The organism is Pseudomonas sp. Tul2A7, assembly GCF_054790505.1.
This window is the reverse complement of record NZ_CP186499.1, coordinates 4,018,043-4,041,094: the sequence shown is the minus strand read 5'-3', so window position 1 is coordinate 4,041,094 and position 23,052 is coordinate 4,018,043. Positions and strand designations below refer to the sequence as shown.

The following is a 23,052-nucleotide window of genomic DNA, read 5'->3' as shown; positions in this document are numbered from 1 at the left end:
GCCGCGCGGGGATCGCTGGCGGCCGGCACCCGTGACCTGACGAGTAAACGATGGCTGATTTACCGATCAACGACCTAAACGTCGCCTCTAACGAGACCCTGATCACTCCCGATCAGCTCAAGCGTGATATCCCTCTGAGCGATGCTGCCCTGCGCACCGTCACCAAGGGCCGCGAAGTCATTCGCAACATTCTTGATGGCACCGACCACCGTCTGTTCGTAGTGATCGGCCCGTGCTCGATCCACGATATCAAGGCTGCCCACGAATACGCGGATCGCCTCAAGGTGCTGGCGGCGGAAGTCTCCGACACCCTGTATCTGGTCATGCGCGTGTATTTCGAGAAGCCACGCACCACCGTCGGCTGGAAAGGCCTGATCAACGATCCGTATCTGGACGACTCGTTCAAGATCCAGGACGGTCTGCACATCGGTCGTCAGTTGCTGCTGGATCTGGCCGAAAAAGGCCTGCCAACCGCCACCGAAGCCCTCGACCCGATCTCCCCGCAGTATCTGCAGGACCTGATCAGCTGGTCGGCCATTGGCGCGCGTACCACTGAATCGCAGACTCACCGGGAAATGGCTTCCGGCCTGTCCTCGGCCGTCGGCTTCAAGAACGGCACCGACGGCGGTCTGACGGTGGCGATCAACGCCTTGCAGTCGGTCTCCAGCCCGCATCGTTTCCTCGGTATCAACCAGGAAGGTGGCGTGTCGATCGTCACTACCAAAGGCAACGCCTACGGTCACGTGGTGCTGCGCGGTGGCAACGGCAAGCCGAACTACGATTCGGTCAGCGTTGCCCTGTGCGAGCAGGCGCTGGACAAAGCGAAGATCAAGCCGAACATCATGGTCGACTGCAGCCACGCCAACTCCAACAAGGATCCGGCGCTGCAACCACTGGTGATGGAGAACGTCGCCAACCAGATCCTCGAAGGCAACCAGTCGATTATCGGCCTGATGGTCGAGAGTCATCTGAACTGGGGTTGCCAGGCGATTCCAAAAGACCTCGCCGACCTGCAATACGGCGTGTCGATCACCGATGCCTGCATCGACTGGTCCGCCACCGAGAACACGTTGCGCAGCATGCACGCCAAGCTCAAGGACGTGTTGCCGAAACGCCAGCGCAGCTGATCCGCGTTTTACAGGCATAAAAAAACGCCGGGCATTGCCCGGCGTTTTTGTGTGTGCGATTCAGATCTTGGCGGCGCGGCGCTGATGGCGCTCCATGTAGCGCTCGACGTAAGAGCAGGACGGGATCACCGTGTAACCCATCTCTTCGGCGTACTGCAGCGCGCTTTCGGTCAGCGCTGCGGCAATGCCACGGCCACGCAGGGCGTTGGGCACGAAGGTGCGATAGATATCCAGGGTCTGTTTCCCCAGATCCATATAGGTCAGGTAGGCACGATGACCGTCCACATTGGTCTCGAACTGATGACCAGCCTGGTCATGGTGGATGGACAACGCCTCGCTCATCACTACTCCTCGCGGGTCTTGAATTCTGACCCCTACCTTACCGATGTTTTTCCGGCGAAGGAACATCTACGCCACCCCGTGCCTGATGGACACCGAGAAGAGCCACACCGATCTCGCGCAACCTGGCACCTGATAAATAGTAGGCACCATTGGCAAAAATGCTCAAGGTACGCTCGTCATCAAGCGAGTTGGCGTGGGTTGCTCCGATGGACGCAGGGTGAGCCTGGGAGAAGATCTTCCCGGGCCGCTCACCTGAACATTGCCGGATGTTGAGACTTAAGACGTGCAGCGTTTTTTAAAGTCACCTCAACATGCACAAAGATAAGCGAAGCAGCACGCAGAATCGGAACAAAAGTGTGGACGTATTCATCTAGAAAGACTTTAGCCAAGACTGCAAAAACAGCACGCGGCAGCGGGAACTTTTTCTCATTAACTCGCTCAGCTCGGGGCTTGCAGCTGGGTATTTTTTAAACAACGCAGTTAAAAGTTGCTCGAAAAAGAATCAACGCCTACAATTTTTTTTGCTTCTTGCCTCACGTCAGTTTACTTACTACAAGTAATGGGTAGTATGTACGCCGGCTATTTCCTCAATCGTGAGGAGACAGCCACTTAATTGAAAGTCCTTGAAGGGGAACACGATGAACAACGTTCTGAAATTCTCTGCTCTGGCTCTGGCCGCAGTTCTGGCTACCGGTTGCAGCAGCGCATCGAAAGAAACCGAAGCACGTCTGACCGCTACTGAAGACGCAGCTGCTCGCTCCCAGGCTCGTGCAGACGAAGCTTACCGTAAAGCTGATGAAGCTCTGGCTGCTGCTCAAAAAGCACAACAGACTGCTGACGAAGCTAACGAGCGTGCTCTGCGCATGCTGGACAAAGCTAGCCGCAAGTAATAATCCTTCGGGGTTGTTATCGAGCCGACCCGATTTTTCGGGTCGGCTTTTTTATGTCCGATGCTTTTCCCCGGGCAATAAAAAACCCGCCGACACTCCACGCATCGGCGGGTTCTGCACCCCGACTTATTGCTGCAAGTCGATCGGTGTACTCGAGACCATCGGCGCCGAGGTACTCGGTGTGCCGATTTCCGTTGGCAGGCCATCTTCGGCTGCGACCACATCACGCACCACATCCCAGTTCACGCGCAGGTTGCTGGTGACGTCTTCACGCTTGAGCATCGCGTTGATCACCGCAGTGTGCTTGTCGACCACCGACGGGTTGCCCTTGTCGTCGATCGGCGTGTGCGCTTCCAGATAAACCTTGCCGCCACTGCTGCCGAACTTGTAAGCATCGTTGAGGATGCGCACCGACGTGCCTACCGGCACCATGCCGGCCATTTCCAGCACGTTGTTGTTGAACATGCGGAAGCAGCCGTGACTGGTGCGCATGCCGATACCGAATTTCTTGTTCGAGCCGTGGATCAGGTAACCCGGGGTGCCCAGGGTGAACTTGAACGGACCCAATGGGTTGTCCGGGCCGGCCGGCACTACGTTCGGCAGCGGATCACCATCTGCGGCGTGTTCAGCCTTGATCGACGCGGGAGGCGTCCAGGTCGGATTTGGCGTCTTGGCGGTGATCGAAGTATGGGCGATTGGCGAACCCCAACCTTCACGACCGATACCCAGCGGGAACGTGTAAACCACGTTCTTGCCTTTCGGGAAGTAGTAGAGGCGGTACTCGGCAAGGTTGATGACGATGCCTTCACGCGGGCCCGGCGGCAGAATGAAACGGGTCGGCAAGACGATTTCGGTGCCGGCGCCTGGCAACCAGGCATCGACGCCCGGGTTGGCCGCGACCATCTCCGAGTAGCCCAGATCGTACTTCGTGCCCAGATCGGCGAAAGTGTCTTCGTACTTGGCTTTGATCACCTGCACCTGACCGATGATGTCTTCACCGGGTGGTGGCAGGGGAAACTCCAATGCAGCAACGGGACCGGCCACACACAGGGCGGCAAGTGACAGGCAGCGGGTGACGGCAGGAAAGCGCGGCAACATCCGGAAAATCCTTCGCATGATCAACAAGGGTATAAGGGCGCGATTGTACACCGCACTTTGAATATTCGGGGAGCCACGCCGATGGACCGTGCTGAATGCGAAAAGATCGCAGCCTTCGGCAGCTCCTACAGGATTACGCGAACCCATGTAGGAGCTGCCGAAGGCTGCGATCTTTTGACCTTAAAGCTCGAAACGCAGCTCCGGCCAGATCGGCGAGGTGCCGCGCTTCTGCGATTCCAGAATCGCCCGGCAGAGCGAGCACAGGCGCTGATCCTGAAACACCCGACGATCCACACTCGACCAGCGCGGCTGCGCCGGCAGCAGGCTGCCGCACAGGGTCCGATCGGCCGAGCCACCGAGTTCGAGTTGCCGCGTCACCAGATGCACCCGCACTTCCTGGCAGGCGAACAGATCCAGCTGCTCGTCAGGCTCGATCAGTTGGTAGGCAAACAGGGACCAGGCAGAACGCGACATCGGGGGCTCCAAATAAGGGGGCGCCACATTAGCCGAAAGCCTGCCCTTAGAAAAGCCTCATAACAGCGGTTTTAGCGTCGGCCAGACATTTTCCAGCAACTTGCCCTGAGCCCCGGCTGCCGGGTGCAGTCCATCGGCCTGCATCAAGTCCGGATGCCCGCCGACGCCGTCGAGGAAAAACGGTACCAGCGGGATCTTTTTATCGTCGGCGAGTTTGCCGTAGACCTCGGCAAAAGCATCGGTGTAACGCTTGCCGTAATTGGGCGGCAGCTGCATGCCGAGCAACAGCACCTTGGCCCCGCTCTGACGCGAGCTGTCGATCATCGAGGCAAGATTTTGTTGCAATTGATTTGGCGGCATTCCGCGCAAGCCATCGTTGCCACCCAGTTCGAGGATCACCAGTTCCGGCTTATGCTCTGCAAGCAGCGCGGGCAGGCGCGCCTGGCCTCCGGCACTGGTGTCGCCGCTAATGGAAGCATTGACCACTTTGTCGTCGAAACCCTCCTGTTTGAGCCGTTGTTCGAGCAACGACACCCACCCCAAGCGGGTATCCAGTCCGAAACCGGCGCTGATACTATCGCCAACGATCAGGACAGTACCCGCCGCTGCGTTCTGGGCCATGCACATCAAGGCCAGGCCAGCACTCAAAAACCACACACGCATCGGATTCTCCATGGGCGCAAGCATTCTCACCGCGAAGAACCTCAGCAAAGTGGTTCCCAGCGCGGAAGGTGAACTGACTATCCTGCACGAACTCAGCCTGGAACTGAACAAGGGCGACAGCCTGGCCATCGTCGGCGCGTCCGGTTCCGGTAAATCCACCCTCCTCGGCTTGCTCGCCGGTCTCGACCTGCCGAGCAGTGGCGAAGTCATTCTCGCCGGCCAGGGCCTGAGCAATCTCGATGAAGACCAGCGCGCACGCATTCGTGCCGAGCATGTCGGTTTCGTCTTCCAGTCGTTCCAGTTGCTCGACAGCCTCAATGCGCTGGAAAACGTCATGCTGCCGCTGGAACTCGATGGCCGCAAAGATGCCCGTGAACGCGCAACTGAATTGCTGCAACGGGTCGGCCTCGGCCAGCGCCTGACGCATTCACCGCGCCAGCTCTCCGGTGGTGAGCAACAACGTGTGGCGATTGCCCGTGCGTTTGCTGCCGAGCCTGACGTGCTGTTTGCCGACGAACCGACCGGCAACCTCGACAGCCACACCGGCGAGCGCATCAGCGATCTGCTCTTCGAATTGAACAAGGAACGCGGCACCACCCTGGTGCTGGTGACCCACGACGAACGCCTGGCCCATCGCTGCCGGCGCCTGATCCGTCTTGAAGCCGGGCTGTTGGTCGCCCCTCTGGAGCCTTGATGGCACGTTTGCCGCTGTTGCGTCTGTTCAGTCTCGCCATTCGCCAACTCATGCGCGATGCCCGCGCCGGGGAATTGCGCGTGTTGTTCTTTGCGCTGGTCGTGGCGGTGGCGGCAAGTACCGCCATTGGTTACTTCGGCGCCCGCCTGAACGGCGCCATGATGCTGCGCGCCACCGAATTTCTCGGCGCCGACCTGGTGCTTGAGGGAAGTTCGCCGGCCCGTGAAGAACAGATCAGGAGTGGCACCGAGCTGCGCCTGAAGCATGCGCAAGTGGTGGAGTTTTCCAGTGTCATCGCCACCGACAACGGCATCCAGCTCTCGAGCATCAAAGCCGTCGACCGCGCCTACCCGTTGCGCGGTGAACTGAAGAGCGCACCTGCTCCCTTCGCCGCCGAAGAAACCGGCGGTGAACCGCAACCCGGCGAAGCCTGGGTCGAAGCACGTCTGCTGACCGCATTGGATCTGAAGATCGGCGACAGCATCGATGTCGGCATGAAGACGTTGAAACTGGCGCGCGTGCTGACCTACGAACCGGATCGCGCCGGCAACTTCTATAGCCTCACGCCGCGGGTGATGATCAACCTCGATGACCTCGCCGCCACCGGTGTCGTGCAACCCGGCAGCCGCGTGAGTTACCGCGAACTGTGGCGCGGTGAACCGCAGGCGCTGGAAACCTATCGGCAACTGATCAAACCCGGGCTCGCCGCCAACCAGCGGATTCAGGATGCGCGCGATGGCAACCGGCAGATTGGCGGTGCCCTCGGTAAGGCCGAGCGTTATCTGAACATGGCCAGTCTGGTCGCCGTCCTGTTGGCCGGCGTGGCAGTGGCGTTGTCGGCGAACCGTTTTGCCAGTCGCCGTTTCGATGCCAGTGCGTTGTTGCGTTGCCTCGGTCTTTCGCGCCGGGAAACCATGGTGCTGTTCAGTTTGCAGTTGACCGTGCTCGGCTTGTGCGCCGCGCTCAGCGGAGCGCTGCTCGGCTGGCTGGCACAACTGGGTTTGTTCGCGCTGCTGCATGATTTGTTGCCAAGCGATGTGCCACCGGGCGGTCTGTTTCCAGCCATCGCCGGAATCGGCACCGGGTTGGTGGCGTTGGCCGGTTTCGCCTTGCCGCCGCTGGCCGCATTGGGTCGCGTGCCGCCGCTGCGTGTACTGCGCCGGGACATGCTGCCGATTCCGTCGAGCACGTGGATGGTTTATGGCGCCGCTCTGGGTGCGCTCGGTTTGATCATGTGGCGCCTGAGTCTGGATCTGCTGCTGACATTCGCCCTGCTCGGCGGTGGCGTGGTCGCCGCGTTAGTATTGGGTGGTTTGCTGTTGTTGCTGCTGCAAAGCCTGCGGCGGATGCTCGCCCGTGCTTCGCTGCCATGGCGCTTGGGCCTCGGCCAGTTGCTGCGCCATCCGTTGGCAGCGGCCGGTCAGTCGTTGGCATTCGGCCTGATTCTGCTGTCGATGGCCTTGATCGCCCTGTTGCGTGGTGAACTGCTCGACACCTGGCAAAACCAGTTGCCGAAAAACGCGCCGAACTACTTTGCCTTGAACATTCTTCCGGCAGACAAACAGGCTTTCACCGATCACCTGGTCAAAGTGTCCGCGCAAGCGGCGCCACTGTATCCGGTGGTACCGGGGCGGCTGATCAGCATCAACGGCGAAGCCGTGCAGCAAATCGTCAGTAAGGATTCGGCCGGCGACCGCGCCGTGCAACGCGACTTGAGTCTGACCTGGGCCGCTGATTTACCGGCGGGCAACAAGCTCACTGCGGGTGAATGGTGGAAGGATCAGCCAACCGATGGTGTTCCCGGAGTATCGGTGGAAGGCAAAGTCGCCGAAAGCCTCAAGCTCAAACTCGGCGATCACATGGTGTTCAGCGTCGGCGGGGTCAATCGTGAAGCGAAGGTCACCAGCCTGCGCGAGATCAACTGGGACAACTTCCAACCGAACTTCTTCATGATCTTCCAGCCCGGCACGCTGAAGGATCTGCCGGCGACTTACCTGACCAGTTTCTATCTGGCCCCCGGTCATGATCAGCAGATCGTCGAACTGTCGCGCACCTTCCCGGCGGTGACCATTCTTCAGGTCGAAGCGCTGCTGGAACAACTGCGCAGCATCCTCGCCCAAGTCACCTTGGCGGTCGAATATGTGTTGTTGTTTGTTTTGGCAGCGGGCATGGCCGTGCTGTTTTCCGGCCTGCAGGCGACGCTCGATGAACGCATTCGCCAAGGTGCGCTGTTGCGTGCGCTGGGGGCGGAGCGGCAGTTGCTGATAAAGGCGCGGCGCATCGAATTCGGCCTGCTCGGTGCAGTGAGTGGTTTGCTCGCAGCCATCGGTTCGGAAGTGGTGAGCCTGGTGTTGTATCGCTACGCATTCGATCTGCCGTGGCAACCGCATCCATGGCTGCTGGTGCTGCCGTTGATTGGCGCGGCGCTGATTGGCGGTGCAGGCGTGTTCGGTACGCGCCGGGCGCTGAATGCAAGTCCGCTGACAGTGTTGCGCGAGGGTTGATAGACTCAAGCCGTCCCGATTCCGAGTCTTTTCAAGGAGGCCGCTTGGCCACAAATATCATCACTCGCGGTGGCCACGACGCACTGAAGGCAGAGCTTGATCACTTATGGCGTGTCTATCGCCCCGAGATTACACAGAAGGTTGCGTGGGCGGCCTCGCTCGGCGATCGCAGCGAGAACGCGGACTACCAGTACAACAAAAAACTGCTACGCGAAATCGATCGAAGGGTCAGATATTTGCGCAAACGACTGGAAGACGTCAGGGTGGTCGACTACTCCCCGGAGCAGGAAGGCAAGGTGTTTTTCGGCGCGTGGGCCGAGGTCGAGAATGACGACGGTGAAATCAAAAAGTTCAGGATCGTCGGTTACGATGAAATTTATACGCGCAATGACTACATCTCCATCGACTCACCGATGGCTCGGGCGCTGCTGAAGAAAGCGGAAGGCGACGAAGTCATCGTCCAGACGCCGACCGGTGAGGCAACCTGGTATATCAACAAAATCTCCTATGAATGAATCGACACGCCACGGTGTCGACTCACTCACAGGATTGCCTGACGTCCCTTTACTCCTCGAGCAGAGTCTTTGCAGCGAAGCGTCGACGCTTGAAATACATCCAAAGTCCGACGACGAGCAGCGCAGTCAGCGGTAAGCCATGAAACAGTACGATCACCTGTGCCGGAGCCAACATCACGTAGAAAGGCCCGACGATCAACATTCCGACGCCGAAACCTGTCATCTGCACGAGCGTCAATAAACTGAACAATGGCAAACGCAGCGCATCCGGCTCGCTTTGAGCACGCGAGATCAGTGCCACCTCAGTAATACCATCGCCCAGACCGGCCCAGACGATAAAGATCAACGCCAGCCACAACTGCGTTTGCTGAAACGTGCAGATAAAGCCGGCGGACATCAGCGCCACCCCCACCAGGAACAGACGCTCCATCGCCAGCGTGCCCCGCCCTTTCAACAAGCCATTGGCCAAACGTGCTCCTGCGAATTTGCCACCGGCCCAGACGGCCAGCAAATACCCCATGACGGTGTTCGCCGAATCCGAACTGATGTACCGGGACAGAACAGGGAAGCCGACATTGTGTGCCGCGCTGCCCAGCGTATCGAGCAGGCTGATGATCACCATCGCAGCCAGAACCGGTGAACTGCCAAGTCCATGCGTCAGCGAGCGCCACTCGTCACCCAATCCCCTGTGCACCCTGGCGGACAGCGGATACAACGCACGCAACGGCAGAATAAGCGTGGCAGCCATTACATAAGTGACGATGTTCGTTGCGAAAACCGCTTCAAACCCCCAACCGGCAATCAGCAACCCGGAAATCAGACTGCCGAAGACCGCACCGGCGGCGGCGGCCGAAGTCAGCCATGCATTCGTGGACACGCGCTGATCGGGCGCGACCCAGATCGGCAATTGACTATTGAGTCCGATGGCAAACAGCGAATTGCACAATCCGATGCCAAACGCTATGAACGGCAGAATGTTCAGTTGATGCGCCGGCACAAGAAAGATCAGCGGAGACAGCAAGAGTGCCCTGCAAAGATCCAGTCCCACCAACGTGCTGCGGCCGGCATATCGCCTGAAAAGAGCAGTCCCGAACAGGCTGGCAACAATGCCGCCAACCACGCGGCACGCCAGGAAAACACTGACATAGACCACACTCTGACTGAGCCAGTAAACATAGGTGGATAACGCCACCATATTGAGAAAGGCACCAAAATCGGAAACGCCCCGGGCAAAAACAAGGAGATGCCCATTGCGGGCAGACCGTATCAACGCAGATTCCTTGATCATCGGGTGAGCGCCTTCTCATCCGTGGCCTGGCGGCGAAAACCCACCAGCAGCAGGTCACGCCAGGCCGGTTGCCGAGCCGCCACTTGCCGGACGTCACCGGCACGGTGATAGACAAGGCGGTCATCAATCACGACGGTCTCGAGGAACTGCGCCATGGTTACGTTTAACAGACAACTGTCCGGGGACTGCGTGGCGAAGACTTCGGACTTCACCGCCATCGTGTTGTGCGCATCGATGAAGTGCATGAAAACCCAGTCGAGGCCATCCTGATGAATACCCGACGTTGTCGGACTGCTGGCCTCGTTGTCCGCCTTCACGCGAAATTGATGAATATCGATGCAGTACCCACACTCATCCAGTTGCGCGCCGAGCACGGCCATGTCTACCGCCAGCAGTTGCTGCAAGACAGGATGAGCAATGAAACCGTCTTCGGCATAGCTCAGGGTATTCGTCCCTTGGCGATAGTTGACCGGATAGACCACTGATGACGTGTATTCGGCATTTCTGTCCATCTCCAGTTCACCGCAGGGCAATCGCCGATAACGCAATATGCGCCGCTCCCGATGGGTGTAATCCTTGAAAGCGTCGTCCCGCACCAGGTTCGACCAGTAAGCACGAAAGCTTTCCTGTTCACCGGGTGCGATGTCGATCAATGCGCGAATGTGACGATCATGGCAGTAGTGGTGTTGCCTCAAGTGTTCGCTGATCCGTGAAATTTCCATGGCTCTAACCCGCGTGCCGTTGATCGATGATTGCACTCAGGTTGTGCATCACCGCGTCGTGCATGGCATGAGCCTGTGCAGCGTTGTCGACCTTGACCCAGCATTTGAGCAAGTAGTGTTCTTCTATATCGGCGTCGATATAACCTCCTGGTTCCTGAACGGCGTATTCGACGACCGCCTCATGCCCCTTCAGGAAGTCCACGCCCTCAAATCCTTTGAAGACGCCACTTTCTTGCGGGTAAACAGCTAACATCGCATAGCTTTGCGCGCACTCGGCGGCCTCTTGGGTCGCACGCTCAAGCTCAATATCCGTGGTCTGCTCACCGAGCAGCAATGAGACATAGAGTTGATACGGATCCAGCTTCGCCAGATCGCGCAACGCAGCGTTGACGTACAGCCCCCCGAGTCGTGGATTGATCTCGATGACGACCGGCCCGTCCTCGGTCAGCCGGAATTCGAAATGTACCAAGGCGTTCGTCAGACCGACCGCCCGCAAGCACTCGATGGCGTATTGGCGAATATCGGCGCATTCGCCATCGGTAAAGGATGCAGGAGGTGTAATCAGCAAGTTCTCAAGCACCGTACCGCTGCGTTCGGTCAACATGAGCTTTTCGTTGATCAGGACGGGATGAACCCGTTCGCCGATAACCATGCATTCGACAGTACCTTCGACGCCTTCGATGTAACCTTCCAGCAAAATGCTCTGGCCCGGAATGTAGTTGCGCGGGGGGCCATCACCCTCGGGCAAAACGTGCGTACACCCATAAAAATCTGCGCAAGACGCTTCGCCATGGTGTGCAAGAAAAAGCGCATAGTGGCTGCGCAGTTCACTCCAGTTGGTGCATTTGCGGATGAACGCCGAAGCACCGCCAAAGGCCGGTTTGATGATCAGTGGATAACCGATCCGGGCCGCGCCCTCTTCAAGCTCCTGTTGGTTATTGCACAGGGCAAATGGCACCGACCTGAGGCCATGCCGGGACAAAACCTGACGCATCACGAACTTGTTATTGCAGGCTGCAATAGCATCGGGGCAGGCATAGACCAGGCCGAGTTGCTGACAGACTCGAGCAACAATGCAACCCACCTGCCCCTGAGCGGAGGCGTGTCCGGCATGGCAGAAAATGGCGCGGACGTTGTACTGTCCTTCCAGCTCCTTGACCAAATCAAGAATGGCATCTTCGCGCAACGCTTCGAGCAGGAACAATTCGTCACAGTCCTGCCGCAGCCGCTCCAAATAATCACGCCCCGATACTGCCGCAACCAGACAGGCAAGATCGCGTGAACGTCCTACCGCGAAGTGTGGTTCACGATAGTTGTAACGGGCAGAGGGACTCTCATCGACATCAACAAATAAAATCGCGTCTTTTTTCACACTGTCACCACCTTGGTTTAAAGATTTCATTTACACGTCGTGCCAACTGCAACGTTTTCCACTCCAGTTCGTGAACGTGTAATAACGCTGACCGTCGCGCCATTCGAAGCGTGGTAAATCTTCAGCCTGTTCGAAATCCAGCAGTGGAACAGTGAACTTTCCCTGAGCGTGCGGAAGTACATATTCCGGCATGGCAATATTCGACACACGTCGCTTCAGGCGATTCATCAGTGCTATGGCGTGACTGATTGAAGCCTTGTATTCGGATGCCCCGGGAGAGAATGGCATGAAGTGGTACAAGTAATAGGGCTTGACCCCCATGCGATAAAGATCAATAAACAACTTATGAAGGGTTTCTTCGTTATCATTGACTCCGCGTAACAGCGGCATGTTCGAGAAAACAACCGGAACCGAACCTTGAATACGTTCAATCGCATTGACGAAGTCAGTACTGAGTTCCAGGGGGTGACAGACATGGACACCGAAGGCATTGACCTTGTACTTCTTCAGCATTGCCACTAGCTCATCGGTCACCCGAAACGGGTTGAAACTCAAGGCACGCGAGTGAATACGAATGAGCAGGTCTTCGCTGATCGCGCGCAACGCAGCCAGGTTTTCCTCAAGTTTTCGGTCGGAGAGCATCAGCGGATCGCCGCCACTGAGGATGACTTCTTCAATGCCAGGTGTATTGCGGATGTATTCGAGCGAATCCAGAAACGAATCCGAGTTGGCGTTGGCTTTCTGTGTATCCACTTGCAAAGTGCGAAGGGCTTCAAAGCAGAACTGACAATAAGCATTGCAGGTATTGGTCATCCGCAGAATGACACGGTTATCGTACTTATGCTGGCAGATAGGGGTTTTCATTTCATGATGCAACTCCCAGTTTTCCGAAGTACCGTCGTAGTCGCCCGGCACATTCTCGTTCCAGTAAGGCACCACTTGCCGCCACAGCGGATGTTCAGTTACTTGACTTGAGTTGAGCGAGTTCATAATCAAATCGATGTAATAAGGCGTGATTTGCATCTTCCGCCCTTGCAGGTTGCTTTCGATATGAACGCTGGTTTCGTCGCCCCACCCACCACAAACTTCACGAAGTGCTGGTTCGTCACGCACGGCATTTTTCTGTTGCCAGCGCCAATCATTCCACTGGCTGGAACCGAGAATGTTTTTTTGAAAGGTCGACATTTATCCGTTGCCTCACATAACAGTTTTTATTTTAATGATGAGCTTCTCGTTGGCGTAAGCTCGCCCTCCTTGCAGAGGGACAGGCTCGACAAGAACAACTCTTTATTGATTGATTGTTATAAACCCGAACTAACCGTCGGCCATCTCACGCACTTCGCGATAGAAGCCTTCTGCAGACTCTACTTCGCTCAGACGTTGCCCTCTGATCCAGAGAAAGCGCGTAGCCACCTGATCGATAAACTCCCGATCATGCGAGGCGAAGATACAGGTCGCCTGATGCTGCACCAGTTCCTGCTCCAGTGCTTCCTGCCCCTGAATATCGACATGGTTGGTTGGCTCATCGAGCAAATAGAAATTCGGCTGTTCAAGGCGCAGTACCAACAGCAATAAGCGAACACGCTGCCCTGCACTGAGTTGTGCGATCGGCCGGCCATGCAGGCCCAGTTCGAAGCCGGTTGATACCAGCAATGAAGTGGTCCGGTTTTCGTGCAGACGAAAGCGCTCGCTGATGTACCGCAAGGGTGTCGAGCCGGCATCAAGCGCCTGCATCGCATGGTCGACATAGCCGCAGGAAATGGACGGCGGGATGCGAATACCCGCCTGGGCGCCCGCTTCATGGTCCATGACGGCTGCGTGAATCGCCTGAATCAGGCGTGTTTTCCCTGCGCCATTGCGCCCCAGGATCACCACCCGCTCCCCCTGCCAGATCCGTAGTTCGTCAATACCGAGCAACAGCTGATTATCGGGTGTGCGCAAGGTGAACTTTTGAAACTCCACCACCACCTTCGCATGCGTGCCACTGTTGCTTAGCTGAATCTCGCGAGGTTGTTCATGAACCGCACGGGGAATGGCATCGGCCAGCGTCTGGATTTTCCGATCAAGCTGGGCGGAACGTTTGAGTGCCGCATCGCTGTGCTTGTTGACGCCGATCTGGCGCAATTGGTGGGCGCTTTTGCGCATTCGTTCGAGGTGCCTGGTATCACGCTCGCGACGGCTATCGTCGGCGCGATCTTCAGCCTCCAGCAAGTCGACAGCCCGGCTGTAAGGATGAGTGAAAAACCGCGAACGCGCCGGCCTGACAAACAACGTTGAATCGGTCACGTTGTCGAGAAAGCGTCGATCATGGCTGACAATGATCATGGGCGTATCGCCAGCGTTATCGCGAATCCACCGTTCGAGCACCAGCACCTTTTCCAGGTCGAGAAAGTTGGTTGGCTCATCCAGCAAGGCAATGTCCGGATTGCCAAGCCAGGCTCGCGCAATAAGGGCAAAACGTTGCCAACCGGCACTCAAATCAATCAAATGCTGCTGGCGAACAGGCGTCGGAACATGCAGCACATCGAGGATGTAGTCGACCTCCCACTCGCGCGCGACGTGATCGCCCGGCGGCAATGCCAGGGCCACACACTGTCGGAATGACATACCGAGCAGCGCCTTCGGTACGTGTTGATCGACATGGGCAATACGCAACCCGCGCTGGATCGAGACGCTGCCTTGCGTCGGTTCAAGTTCGCCAGTGATGCACTTGATCAGCGTGGATTTTCCCGCGCCGTTAATGCCGACTACACCGATTTTTTCCTGATTGGCGATGCGTAAATTGATGTCGCTTACCAATGGTCGTGCGTAACCGAGTTCCACATCCTGTAAAACGAGTTTGCTCATTTGCCCTTCTTGATCGGTCCGTTTGCGTAAATCTGTCCAGCGCAAAACTGTCAGGGATAACAGTCGCCTGCAGATTGTCTCCTTCGCGACGCGCTTCTACACTGCGCACCCTGATGACTCATGCAGAATAAAAAATGTTCATACGAAACAAACTGGTGCCCGAACTCATCGTCACCGACTTGCCACGCAGTCTGCAATTCTGGACAAACCTGATCGGGTTCGACGTCGCCTATCAGCGTCCAGAAGAAGGCTTCGCCTATCTTGATCTGCATGGCGCGCAAATCATGCTGGAACAACACAATAGCGTCGAACAGCAGTGGCTTTCGGCCGAACTGGTGGCGCCGTTTGGCCGGGGCATCAATCTGCAGATCGAAGTCACGTGCGTCGACAGCGTCATTGAGCGCCTGCAAACCGCTCAGTGGCCGCTGTTTCTGCAGCGCGAAGTCGTCTGGTATCGGGCGGGCGACAAAGAGATCGGTCAGTGCCAGTTTCTGGTCCAGGATCCAGATGGGTATCTGGTACGCCTGGTCGAAAATCTCGGTGAACGTTCCGTGTTCCAATCAGTTACCCGACCTTGATCAAAAACAAGCCAGCCCAACAGCCGCTGACTCGTGGATTTTCAGACGCCCTAGCCGTTAGTGGGTTCGACTCCGATTGCAACTGACGATGCAGACGTGCCTCGCAATGACGCGTGCACCTGATACAACGCTATTGCGGCCAGACCGATGCACACGGCACACGCAGCAATCAACAAATGACTACCGCCGGCGGTGAACAATACCCCGCCCAGTAAAGGCCCTAAGAAGAAGCCAATCTGTTTGACTTCACCGGCGCCAAAATACAGTGCCTTGTTGTGTGCCGGGGCGATTTTGTCCATGAACACTTCGAAGCAGGGAAACAACAGTGTCTCGCCGATGGAAAACACCACCACTGCCAACAAGCTCATGACGAACACATGCACGTCCACGGTAAAGATCAGGAATCCGACGACCAGCAAAACGATACCGGCGATCACTGTCTGGTTGAACGGCAACCACTTCATGTATCGCAGATGAATGACCTGGAAAATGATCACCACCGCCGCGTTCAACGACACAAGAACACCGAAGCTGGGTCTTGCACCCGCTGATTGCTCGACAATGATCGGCATGAACGCCTCATAACTGCCGTAGGCCATCAGCACCAGCGCAAAGGCTACAACCCAGCAGAGCAAGCGGAAGTCCTTGAGTACCACGAACTTTCCAAACGTCGTGCGAGGCTCATCGTGGCGCTCGACCTTGAAGTCACCGATGTGCAGGAACGCCAGCGTCAAAAGGAAAAAGGCTACATAAACCACCGACGTCAAAGTGAATGCGCCGCTCGCCATGTACTCGTAAGCGTAAACGCCTACCAGCGGGCCAACGACACAGCCGATATTCATCAGCATATAGCGCAGACGGAAATATTTTTCCCGCTCGTGAGGCAGGCACACGCAGGTCATGGCTGCGCGAATAGTGCTGTCGAAAAATGACTTTCCAATACCGAACAGCACCAGGCCCAGGACAAACGTTTCAACATCCTTGGCCACGGCCAATGTCATGAAGGCGGCGCAATTGATGATCGCCGAGGTGCGAATCGAACGCACGTACCCCCAGCGATCGCCGATCATTCCACAGATAAATCCGAAGAAAAATACCGTTGCAGGCCAGACGCCTGACACTAGCCCGATTTCATAAACCGACAGATGAAAAACGTTATAGGCGTGCAAACTGACCAAGGGAATGGACAGGAAGATACCGAAGGTGCTGAGTGCGCTACCAATGAGCAGCACCCACATACTCTTGAGGTGTGAGTTACTTGCTTTCATTTCGGGTCTCTAATTTATAGAAGAAACTGGTTTCTCGTCCCGGAGGCGGCGCAGGTTTGGATCGCAAGGGATTCTTGATCAACGAGCGCAACAATTGAACGTTCAGCTCGATGTAACCCACGGGTGGATGCTTGAGCTTTTCTTCGATCAGTTTGTGCGCCGCCGGAATCTTGTCGGGCGGTACTTGCGGGAAGCAATGATGGGCAGCATGAAAGTTACTGTTGTGATTGAAGAAGCTGAATAGCCTGTTCTGACGAGCGAAGGTTTGCGTGTTCTGCAAAGGATCATCACCCGCCTCCACTCCGGAATGCTCGCCAATCACATAGAAAAAATTCAATGAGAAGGCCAACTGCACGGGCAGCCAGTAAACCAGCAGGACTTGCAGTGGAAACAGCCATGTCAGCCACAGCATCGCGACCATGAACCCCAATGACAGCCACGCGTCGACTTTCACCTCCCGGCACGCTTTCTCACTGCGCACAAAAAACGGGAAGTAGCCGAAAAGACTGCCGATCGACATCCGTGCAAAAGCGCTGATGTAATCCCAGTTCAGGGCGAACCAGAAATACTGCCAGACGTTGCGGATCTCGCCAGCCGGCTCGGAGTCTCCGATCACTGTCGTGCGCCGGTGGTGCTGCATGTGAAAAAACTTGTATGCGGCAAAGTTCATCAACATCGCGCTGGCCAGGAATTGGCCGAAGCGCCGGTTCATGTGCTTTTGGCTAAAGAATGTTCCATGACAACAGTAATGCATCACCGAAAAGAACCCGGCCATCATAAAACCGTTGGCGGCGACGAGGAACACTTTGAACAACACACCTATCGGCTGCAGCAACACCAGCGATGACACTACCAGCAACCCGAATGTGGCGATCAGTCGAGAATAAGCATAGCGATTCGAACGTTTGAGCAACGACGGCTCGACTCTGATCACAATGCCACCTCCTGCGCTGCCAACTGACAGACACGCGCGGTGGCCTGGGCAAATATCTCGGCAACCACTTGTTGTTCTTGTGCTGCCAAGTGGGAGGTCACGGCAAGGTTGCGCGCCGGTAACGACAGCAATCCGAAGGGATCCTCAGCTTCGCCTCTGTTTTCGACCCATTCGTGGTAATAACCATCTATGAGGCAAAAGGCGTCGGGGTGCGTTACCAGGAACGTCCGGAGAGCAACCGGGCAAATGATCTTCGGATTGGAAAGATTGAAAATCGTCGCATCCGGCCGGAGCCGATTCAGCAGTCCCGAATCGAACAGAGAGTGGGTCTGTTCGCTGTAGGTCATGTGAATACAGACGACATCCACTTCACTGACCAGACTTTCCAGCGACTTGTACTCAAGCTCGAGGCTGGCCTCAAGCGGCAGATCGCGACTTCTCGACCAATAGCACACCTGCTCGCAGCCACGCTGTTTCAACTGACGCGCCAACGCTTTGCCAATAGCCCCCAGCCCGACAATACCGATCTTCAACGAGCTCAGTGCAGGTCGCGGTGTTTGCAGCCATTGCCCGCCTTGTTTTACGCCGGCAATGCTTTCAAAAACCCGGGCGGTGCATACAGTTATCATCGCCAACGTGAATTCGACGACCGCCCCCACGTTCAAATGGGGAGTATTGAATATCCGGATCCCGCGTTCACTTGCATAGGCGACATCCACGAAACTTGAAGTTCCAGTACCCATGACGACCAGATTTTCCAGATCGCGAGCCGCATCGATCACGGTCGCCGAAAGATATTCGGGGCCACCCAGAATGTAATCCTCGACATCCGGCAGCACCTCGATGATCTGCTGGAGATCGCGCGGACGGCGGATATGAATCAACTCGAAATCTTGTGGGAATGCGTCAGGCGGGACATCAAAGTCACCTGTGATCAAAACTTTTCTCACGACTAGGCCCCTTCCAGGCAAGGTGTACGGGCCTCGCCAAGTTCGACCTCGAGTACCTCCAGTGCATGCCGCAGTCGCGATATGGAAAAGGCAAACTGCTCGTCCGGCTTCATCAATGCAATACGCAGACGATCATGGCCGGCGACGTGATGGCTGTTCCAATAGAAGTACCGACCCGGCAAGGCGGCGACATCGTATTGAGCCAGGTAATCAATGAGTTCGAGATCCGTCATTCCGGTTTTTTCAATATTCAACCACATGATGGTCATGGTCGAATCGGGATCGACTTCTTCAACCGATACCAACGTATTGGCCAGTTGCTCGCGAACCGTTTGTGCATTTTTCATGACCAGCGCGTGAATATAGGAAACACCGCCCAAGCTGATCGTATGTTCGATAAATGCGCTGATCAATTTCAACGAAAGATTGGAAGAGCATAGATAGATCTCTTCGTAGATATTGCGTATCAAGGGTGCAATATCAGCACTGTAAGACAGCAAGCTGGCTTTGGTATCGAGGGTTGGCCATTGTTTTCCGGAGTCTTCAAGAATGATGAATGAAAGTTCTTTCTCCGTTAACAATGCGTACTCATCGACGTGTGTCCGGTGGCAGAACCGAAACGATGTGTCGAGAATCAGCACGACATCGAGTTGTTTGCACAGATCGATGATTTCAGTCATCAGTGATTGATTGATGACCAATCCGGTCGGATTGTTCGGATTGACCAGGAAAACCGCGTTCAACTGCTTTTCCTGAATCAGCGTTTTCAACGCCTGAGTATCATTGATGGACGACTCTGGAATGGGCTCGAGCTCGACCTCACGACGCCTTAACAGTTGTGCGAGGTTGTCAAACGTCGGTTCAACCAGACCCACGCGATATTTCATCGCCCTTGCCCAGGCACCGACGATATCAATGCTGTTAGACGCGGTGGGACAAATGGAAAAACATTCATGCTGGCGAAGACCGTCCAGACCAAAATATTCGGCGAACGTGTCTTTGAACTCTTTCTCCATTTGCGGAACCGTCGTCTCGGCGGCATGATTCCATAGTTCAGGCAGTGCGGAAAGAACCGGTTGATAATGGGTTTTCGCAGAAATATAGCTATGACCGTCTGCCAGGTTGTATTGTGCCGACAGCCCGAAAACTTCAAGTTCAGTCAGGTTTTTGTTTTTATGATCAGGTGAACGTTTCATCAGTTCTGCGCCCCTACGCGATAATTCTTCATCAAGTGCTGCAAGGTGTCTTTCATCAAACGATGGTCTGGCGAGTTGAATACAAAGGCGCCGAGGTTCGAGGTATACGAGAAAAAGCTCCCGGTATAGTCGTCTTCGTTTGTCGGTATGAACGTCCAGGTCGGCGCCAAATATCCGTTCAGATCAGGGACGCTTACTTCACCCACTTTCGGTGCATGAGCCTGAGGTGCTTGCTTGGGGAAAATCACCCAGCCGAACTGCTCGCTGTCTTCACCTGGAACCTGGGGAGCGATTCCCAATTGGCACTGGATATGCGCTACGTCGAGATTCAGACCGGTGGCATATTCGATGGAAGGCACGATGTAGCAACCACCTGGGCGCGCGCCGATTTCCAGAAACACGCGTTCACCGCTGCTGGTTAAAAATGCTTCGAGGTGGAACGCGCCATCAGGCAATTGCATCACGGCATGCACTTCTCTGGAGAATTCCAGCCAGCGCTTGTGCTCCTCGCGATCCTCTACCGAATGCGAAGCCAGTGGTTGCCCATTGATGTAATTCAGGCAGGTGCCAACGTATTGCGAAGGCACACAGAACATCACTTCGCCGCCAAGAATGTATCCATCGATATGCAGAATTTCGCCGACAATGAACTCTTCGAGTTCCAGATCATTTAGCGAAAACTCGGTGAATGCGACCTCCTTATCAGTAAGTGTTCCCTGGAAATTTTTCGCCAGTTCCAATACCTCTTGTGGCGTACGGAGGACACTTATACCCTTACTACCGGCATACGATCGCGGCTTGACCACCACCGGCAGCAAGCTGTGATCAGCGAGCAGTTGATCTATCGTATAGAGTACAGGCGTACGCACACTCGACCCCAGCAGCGACTCTTTCATCACTACTTTGTCCCTGAACTTGAGCATTTCGCCAACTGTAGGTCCCGCGACGGCCAAGCGTTCTCTCAACTCGGCTGCCAGAATCACCGAATACTCATCAGTAGCGATTACCAGGTCAAATGGCCCCCAGCTACGGCACTGCTCAACCCCGGCATCGATCGCGACACGATTACGCAAGTCATCGATTGCAAACACATTAGCGAACAGTCCATCTGAAGCTGAGGACTCTTCGCCAAATTTCTCGACGAAAACCGAATAGTCCTCCTGCGGAATCGCACCCTTTTCCAGCATGCGGGCAAGACGTTGTTCAATATCAGACGACGAAGATACAACCAGAACTTTTTTCATAATTTGATCAGGTAGTCCGCAATAGAGTAAGGGAGCTCGTACTTATCAAGAGTAATATCGGGCTCGGGATTAACTTCGATCACATAGATTTCGCCATTGTCCGCCTCAACCAGATCGACACCCGCTACGACTAGACCGAGCGTCTGCACAGCTCCAACAGCCAGGTTGTAGATGTGTTCCGGCAAGTTATCGGGACTGAGGAAGACAATCTCACCCCCACGCGTACCATTACAGATTGGCAGTTCGTCATCCGGGTTGTAAGCAAACCGCTGGTTGCACACAATGACCTTGCCGTCGACGACATCGACTCGCCAGATAAAGCGGTTCTTCCGTTCGACAAATGTTTGCATGATCGCCATGCCATCACGCGCCAACATTGCCGTGATCGCCGCCCGGTTGTTGTCGTCGGGATAAAGATAAACATCGTCAGCGCAACAACCGAGAATCGACTTCACGACAAACTTGCATTGAGATTGAAGGCCGGCCAGGTCATCTATTTGGGCGAGACTGTAAACAATCGCAGTTTCAGGTGCGGGCACGCCGCGTTCTTTGAACAGTTGCGCGGTCAAGGCTTTATTACGCGCTACAGTGTAGTGCGACGGTTCATTGATAATCGGGATATCACCACTTAACTTCTGCAGACTGGGCAGCAATGCAAGTTGGGTCGAATAGCTGCGGGTCAATTCGCCCATGCGATCCAGGTAAATGGCATCCAGCCCCTTCAAACAATCAGCCACCCCAAACCCGAACGTCAGTGCCGAGTAGTGAATAAACTGCACCGTTGAACCCTGCGCTATGACGCGCTGTGCAATTTTGTCCAACAGTGGGTGCATATCGTCATGAATGATCCCAATATTCTTAGCCACGGTATTCCCTCACAATGCATCGTTTCTTGACGCCCAGGCGCGGCAGTTCATCCACAAGAAAAACCTTGAAGTCGATATCTGCACCAAACACCGGGAGAAACCGTTGAGTAAATGCTTCTACCGCGTGCCCGCAGTCCTGACCATTGCGTGCAGGTTTAATCAGGAGATGAACTTCCCTCAGGGTCTTTTGCACAACGCGAAATTCAGCGACGCCGGCCGACTCCGGTAACAGCGTGGTATCGGAAATTTCCAGGATGAGGCCAGGATCGATCTGGCCAAACATTGGACTGAGCAGACTCATATCCTGACGCCCGATGATTCGCTCCAGACGCCTCAGCCCCATGTCCGGCACGGCGCACTTCCATTGCGCGTAATCGCCTTGGTTGTAGCGAATCCTCGGCATGGTGAAGTTCCACAAATCGGTACCGATCACTTGCTCCATGCTTTGCTCGTCGGCAGCAACGAGTTCAACATGAACGGTGTCTTCAGCCACCATGTAGGAGCCATCTCGCTGTTCCCAAGCAATGATGCCGAGCTCTTCCGACGAATATTCATCCAGTATCGGAACACCCGTCAGCTTCTCGACTTCGCGTCGTTCGCCAGTCGATGAACTTTCACTATTAGTGGTAAATGCGAGAATCCCCAACGCTTTCGCGTCGGGCAGCAGTCGGGCCACTTTCAAGACGTGGTTGGCAACACCGGTGATCAGTTTTGGCCTGACCCGGCGGATATGCTCGACGACTTTTTGCGTATCGGCGTTCAAACCGACGGTAAATGTCTTGTACTCACCGAAGATGCTCGTCAGGAAAAACGGTTCGTAGTAGATCGAGTACATCCAGTCTTCCGGCGCAAGACGCTGGCCCATCATCTGTTCAAACATGAAAAGGCGTTTGACGAACCAGTGACGCTGGCGGTCGGTATCGTTAATTACCGACAACGGCACGCCGGTAGAACCAGAAGTCCTGGACATGAAGTTAATCTTCACATAGGGATTTGCCGACACCTCTGCGTGCACTTCCTGCAAATCGGCCTTGTACACGATCGGCAACTTCGAGAAGGCTTCCAGAGAGTTGAGATCCCCTGGTTCGAAGCCGACCCCACGGTAGAGTCGGTTATAAAAAGGAATGTGCTGATAGGCATACCCAACCAGGGTTTGAAGACGTCGCAGCGTCGCCTGATCAAGTATCTCGCGACGAGTATTTTCCAGCTCCTGATAAATATTGCGTGTGTCGTGGAATTCTCTTAGACATTCAAGATGGTGTTCAAGAGTTTCGGCCGGCCAAATCGCCGTGCGCACGACATTATCGAGCAACTCGACAGGGCTGCCGGCCTGCTCATAAACATCGGTATACGTAATCGCTTTATTCATAATTACTGTCTTGATTTTATAATGAATTGAATAAAAACACCGACCATCGCACTCAGCGATAGCCGATACTTCACGCACCCTGCATGAGTACACACTACTGAAGAGCAGTTA

22 protein-coding genes are annotated in these 23,052 nt (G+C 55.5%); 6 read left to right on the top strand and 16 right to left on the bottom strand.

Features of this window, described 5'->3' with window-relative positions; genetic code table 11:
- The first annotated feature begins 50 nt into the window (after positions 1–50).
- Positions 51–1,127, top strand: coding sequence for a 3-deoxy-7-phosphoheptulonate synthase (locus tag ACOYXJ_RS18215; protein ID WP_016985505.1), 1,077 nt, complete (start codon positions 51–53; stop codon positions 1,125–1,127).
- A 60-nt stretch (positions 1,128–1,187) separates the two neighbouring features.
- On the opposite strand, the gene ACOYXJ_RS18210 is transcribed toward ACOYXJ_RS18215, so the two are convergent.
- Positions 1,188–1,469, bottom strand: coding sequence for a GNAT family N-acetyltransferase (locus ACOYXJ_RS18210; protein WP_003226804.1), 282 nt, complete (start codon positions 1,467–1,469; stop codon positions 1,188–1,190).
- Positions 1,470–2,107: 638 nt separating this feature from the next.
- Here ACOYXJ_RS18210 and oprI point away from each other — a divergent pair.
- Positions 2,108–2,359 carry an outer membrane lipoprotei OprI gene (oprI, locus tag ACOYXJ_RS18205; RefSeq protein WP_003199355.1) on the top strand — a complete coding sequence of 84 codons (252 nt, stop codon included), beginning with the start codon at positions 2,108–2,110 and terminating at the stop codon, positions 2,357–2,359.
- Between the two features lie 126 nt (positions 2,360–2,485).
- On the opposite strand, the gene ACOYXJ_RS18200 is transcribed toward oprI, so the two are convergent.
- The 3 genes from ACOYXJ_RS18200 to ACOYXJ_RS18190 all read right to left on the bottom strand — a co-directional run bounded on the left by ACOYXJ_RS18200 (position 2,486) and on the right by ACOYXJ_RS18190 (position 4,594).
- Positions 2,486–3,457 carry a L,D-transpeptidase family protein gene (locus ACOYXJ_RS18200; RefSeq protein ID WP_034155252.1) on the bottom strand — a complete coding sequence of 324 codons (972 nt, stop codon included), beginning with the start codon at positions 3,455–3,457 and terminating at the stop codon, positions 2,486–2,488.
- A gap of 180 nt (positions 3,458–3,637) precedes the next feature.
- A complete protein-coding gene (locus ACOYXJ_RS18195) occupies positions 3,638–3,931 on the bottom strand; it encodes a hypothetical protein (protein ID WP_007908575.1) in 294 nt (97 codons plus the stop codon).
- Between the two features lie 57 nt (positions 3,932–3,988).
- Positions 3,989–4,594, bottom strand: coding sequence for an arylesterase (locus tag ACOYXJ_RS18190; RefSeq protein ID WP_007908573.1), 606 nt, complete (start codon positions 4,592–4,594; stop codon positions 3,989–3,991).
- 10 nt (positions 4,595–4,604) lie between these two features.
- On the opposite strand from ACOYXJ_RS18190, the gene ACOYXJ_RS18185 reads away from it, so the two are divergent.
- Genes ACOYXJ_RS18185 through greB form a run of 3 tightly spaced genes read left to right on the top strand, consistent with a single transcriptional unit; the run spans position 4,605 to position 8,307 of the window.
- A complete protein-coding gene (locus ACOYXJ_RS18185; protein WP_007908572.1) occupies positions 4,605–5,288 on the top strand; it encodes an ABC transporter ATP-binding protein in 684 nt (227 codons plus the stop codon).
- On the top strand, positions 5,288–7,792 hold the full coding sequence (locus tag ACOYXJ_RS18180; protein ID WP_460370817.1) for an ABC transporter permease: 2,505 nt from the start codon (positions 5,288–5,290) through the stop codon (positions 7,790–7,792). Before ACOYXJ_RS18185 ends, ACOYXJ_RS18180 begins: the two co-directional genes overlap by 1 nt.
- A 44-nt stretch (positions 7,793–7,836) precedes the next feature.
- On the top strand, positions 7,837–8,307 hold the full coding sequence (greB, locus tag ACOYXJ_RS18175) for a transcription elongation factor GreB (RefSeq protein WP_150793000.1): 471 nt from the start codon (positions 7,837–7,839) through the stop codon (positions 8,305–8,307).
- A gap of 49 nt (positions 8,308–8,356) precedes the next feature.
- Here greB and ACOYXJ_RS18170 read toward each other — a convergent pair whose 3' ends face one another.
- The 5 genes from ACOYXJ_RS18170 to ACOYXJ_RS18150 all read right to left on the bottom strand — a co-directional run bounded on the left by ACOYXJ_RS18170 (position 8,357) and on the right by ACOYXJ_RS18150 (position 14,536).
- A complete protein-coding gene (locus ACOYXJ_RS18170) occupies positions 8,357–9,595 on the bottom strand; it encodes an MFS transporter (protein WP_460370815.1) in 1,239 nt (412 codons plus the stop codon).
- Positions 9,592–10,317, bottom strand: a complete 726-nt coding sequence (locus tag ACOYXJ_RS18165) for a 2OG-Fe dioxygenase family protein (RefSeq protein WP_460370813.1) — start codon at positions 10,315–10,317, stop codon at positions 9,592–9,594. The genes ACOYXJ_RS18170 and ACOYXJ_RS18165 overlap by 4 nt, the downstream gene beginning before the upstream one ends.
- 4 nt (positions 10,318–10,321) lie before the next feature.
- Positions 10,322–11,719: an ATP-grasp domain-containing protein gene (locus tag ACOYXJ_RS18160; RefSeq protein WP_460370811.1), complete on the bottom strand. Its 1,398-nt coding sequence runs from the start codon at positions 11,717–11,719 to the stop codon at positions 10,322–10,324.
- Positions 11,720–12,874, bottom strand: coding sequence for a KamA family radical SAM protein (locus ACOYXJ_RS18155; RefSeq protein WP_150793003.1), 1,155 nt, complete (start codon positions 12,872–12,874; stop codon positions 11,720–11,722). It lies immediately after the preceding gene.
- A 129-nt stretch (positions 12,875–13,003) separates the two neighbouring features.
- Positions 13,004–14,536 (bottom strand): ATP-binding cassette domain-containing protein, encoded by a 1,533-nt coding sequence (locus tag ACOYXJ_RS18150; protein ID WP_460370809.1) that lies wholly within the window; start codon positions 14,534–14,536, stop codon positions 13,004–13,006.
- Positions 14,537–14,670: 134 nt separating this feature from the next.
- Here ACOYXJ_RS18150 and ACOYXJ_RS18145 point away from each other — a divergent pair, with 134 nt between their 5' ends.
- Positions 14,671–15,114: a bleomycin resistance protein gene (locus ACOYXJ_RS18145; RefSeq protein ID WP_150793005.1), complete on the top strand. Its 444-nt coding sequence runs from the start codon at positions 14,671–14,673 to the stop codon at positions 15,112–15,114.
- 50 nt (positions 15,115–15,164) lie between these two features.
- Here ACOYXJ_RS18145 and ACOYXJ_RS18140 read toward each other — a convergent pair whose 3' ends face one another.
- Genes ACOYXJ_RS18140 through ACOYXJ_RS18110 form a run of 7 tightly spaced genes read right to left on the bottom strand, consistent with a single transcriptional unit; the run spans position 15,165 to position 22,941 of the window.
- A complete protein-coding gene (locus tag ACOYXJ_RS18140; RefSeq protein ID WP_460370807.1) occupies positions 15,165–16,382 on the bottom strand; it encodes an MFS transporter in 1,218 nt (405 codons plus the stop codon).
- Positions 16,369–17,316 (bottom strand): fatty acid desaturase family protein, encoded by a 948-nt coding sequence (locus ACOYXJ_RS18135; protein ID WP_150793007.1) that lies wholly within the window; start codon positions 17,314–17,316, stop codon positions 16,369–16,371. The genes ACOYXJ_RS18140 and ACOYXJ_RS18135 overlap by 14 nt, the downstream gene beginning before the upstream one ends.
- Entirely contained in the window at positions 17,313–18,266 is a 954-nt protein-coding gene (locus ACOYXJ_RS18130) for an NAD(P)-dependent oxidoreductase (RefSeq protein ID WP_191622610.1), read from the bottom strand. The genes ACOYXJ_RS18135 and ACOYXJ_RS18130 overlap by 4 nt, the downstream gene beginning before the upstream one ends.
- 2 nt (positions 18,267–18,268) lie before the next feature.
- Positions 18,269–19,462 carry an aminotransferase class I/II-fold pyridoxal phosphate-dependent enzyme gene (locus ACOYXJ_RS18125; protein ID WP_150793009.1) on the bottom strand — a complete coding sequence of 398 codons (1,194 nt, stop codon included), beginning with the start codon at positions 19,460–19,462 and terminating at the stop codon, positions 18,269–18,271.
- A complete protein-coding gene (locus ACOYXJ_RS18120) occupies positions 19,462–20,706 on the bottom strand; it encodes an ATP-grasp domain-containing protein (RefSeq protein ID WP_150793010.1) in 1,245 nt (414 codons plus the stop codon). Before ACOYXJ_RS18120 ends, ACOYXJ_RS18125 begins: the two co-directional genes overlap by 1 nt.
- Positions 20,703–21,572: an ATP-grasp domain-containing protein gene (locus tag ACOYXJ_RS18115; protein WP_460370804.1), complete on the bottom strand. Its 870-nt coding sequence runs from the start codon at positions 21,570–21,572 to the stop codon at positions 20,703–20,705. Before ACOYXJ_RS18115 ends, ACOYXJ_RS18120 begins: the two co-directional genes overlap by 4 nt.
- Entirely contained in the window at positions 21,565–22,941 is a 1,377-nt protein-coding gene (locus ACOYXJ_RS18110; protein ID WP_150793012.1) for a phenylacetate--CoA ligase family protein, read from the bottom strand. The genes ACOYXJ_RS18115 and ACOYXJ_RS18110 overlap by 8 nt, the downstream gene beginning before the upstream one ends.
- Between the last annotated feature and the right edge of the window lie 111 nt (positions 22,942–23,052).

Excerpts from the sequence above, each read along its gene's own strand:
- ACOYXJ_RS18215 (WP_016985505.1), top strand. The coding sequence starts at position 51 with ATGGCTGATTTACCGATCAACGACCTAAACGTCGCCTCTAACGAGACC.
- ACOYXJ_RS18210 (WP_003226804.1), bottom strand. The coding sequence starts at position 1,469 with ATGAGCGAGGCGTTGTCCATCCACCATGACCAGGCTGGTCATCAGTTC.
- oprI (WP_003199355.1), top strand. The coding sequence starts at position 2,108 with ATGAACAACGTTCTGAAATTCTCTGCTCTGGCTCTGGCCGCAGTTCTG.
- ACOYXJ_RS18200 (WP_034155252.1), bottom strand. The coding sequence starts at position 3,457 with ATGTTGCCGCGCTTTCCTGCCGTCACCCGCTGCCTGTCACTTGCCGCC.
- ACOYXJ_RS18195 (WP_007908575.1), bottom strand. The coding sequence starts at position 3,931 with ATGTCGCGTTCTGCCTGGTCCCTGTTTGCCTACCAACTGATCGAGCCT.
- ACOYXJ_RS18190 (WP_007908573.1), bottom strand. The coding sequence starts at position 4,594 with ATGCGTGTGTGGTTTTTGAGTGCTGGCCTGGCCTTGATGTGCATGGCC.
- ACOYXJ_RS18185 (WP_007908572.1), top strand. The coding sequence starts at position 4,605 with ATGGGCGCAAGCATTCTCACCGCGAAGAACCTCAGCAAAGTGGTTCCC.
- ACOYXJ_RS18180 (WP_460370817.1), top strand. The coding sequence starts at position 5,288 with ATGGCACGTTTGCCGCTGTTGCGTCTGTTCAGTCTCGCCATTCGCCAA.
- ACOYXJ_RS18170 (WP_460370815.1), bottom strand. The coding sequence starts at position 9,595 with ATGATCAAGGAATCTGCGTTGATACGGTCTGCCCGCAATGGGCATCTC.
- ACOYXJ_RS18165 (WP_460370813.1), bottom strand. The coding sequence starts at position 10,317 with ATGGAAATTTCACGGATCAGCGAACACTTGAGGCAACACCACTACTGC.
- ACOYXJ_RS18160 (WP_460370811.1), bottom strand. The coding sequence starts at position 11,719 with ATGAAATCTTTAAACCAAGGTGGTGACAGTGTGAAAAAAGACGCGATT.
- ACOYXJ_RS18155 (WP_150793003.1), bottom strand. The coding sequence starts at position 12,874 with ATGTCGACCTTTCAAAAAAACATTCTCGGTTCCAGCCAGTGGAATGAT.
- ACOYXJ_RS18150 (WP_460370809.1), bottom strand. The coding sequence starts at position 14,536 with ATGAGCAAACTCGTTTTACAGGATGTGGAACTCGGTTACGCACGACCA.
- ACOYXJ_RS18145 (WP_150793005.1), top strand. The coding sequence starts at position 14,671 with ATGTTCATACGAAACAAACTGGTGCCCGAACTCATCGTCACCGACTTG.
- ACOYXJ_RS18140 (WP_460370807.1), bottom strand. The coding sequence starts at position 16,382 with ATGAAAGCAAGTAACTCACACCTCAAGAGTATGTGGGTGCTGCTCATT.
- ACOYXJ_RS18125 (WP_150793009.1), bottom strand. The coding sequence starts at position 19,462 with ATGAAACGTTCACCTGATCATAAAAACAAAAACCTGACTGAACTTGAA.
- ACOYXJ_RS18120 (WP_150793010.1), bottom strand. The coding sequence starts at position 20,706 with ATGAAAAAAGTTCTGGTTGTATCTTCGTCGTCTGATATTGAACAACGT.
- ACOYXJ_RS18110 (WP_150793012.1), bottom strand. The coding sequence starts at position 22,941 with ATGAATAAAGCGATTACGTATACCGATGTTTATGAGCAGGCCGGCAGC.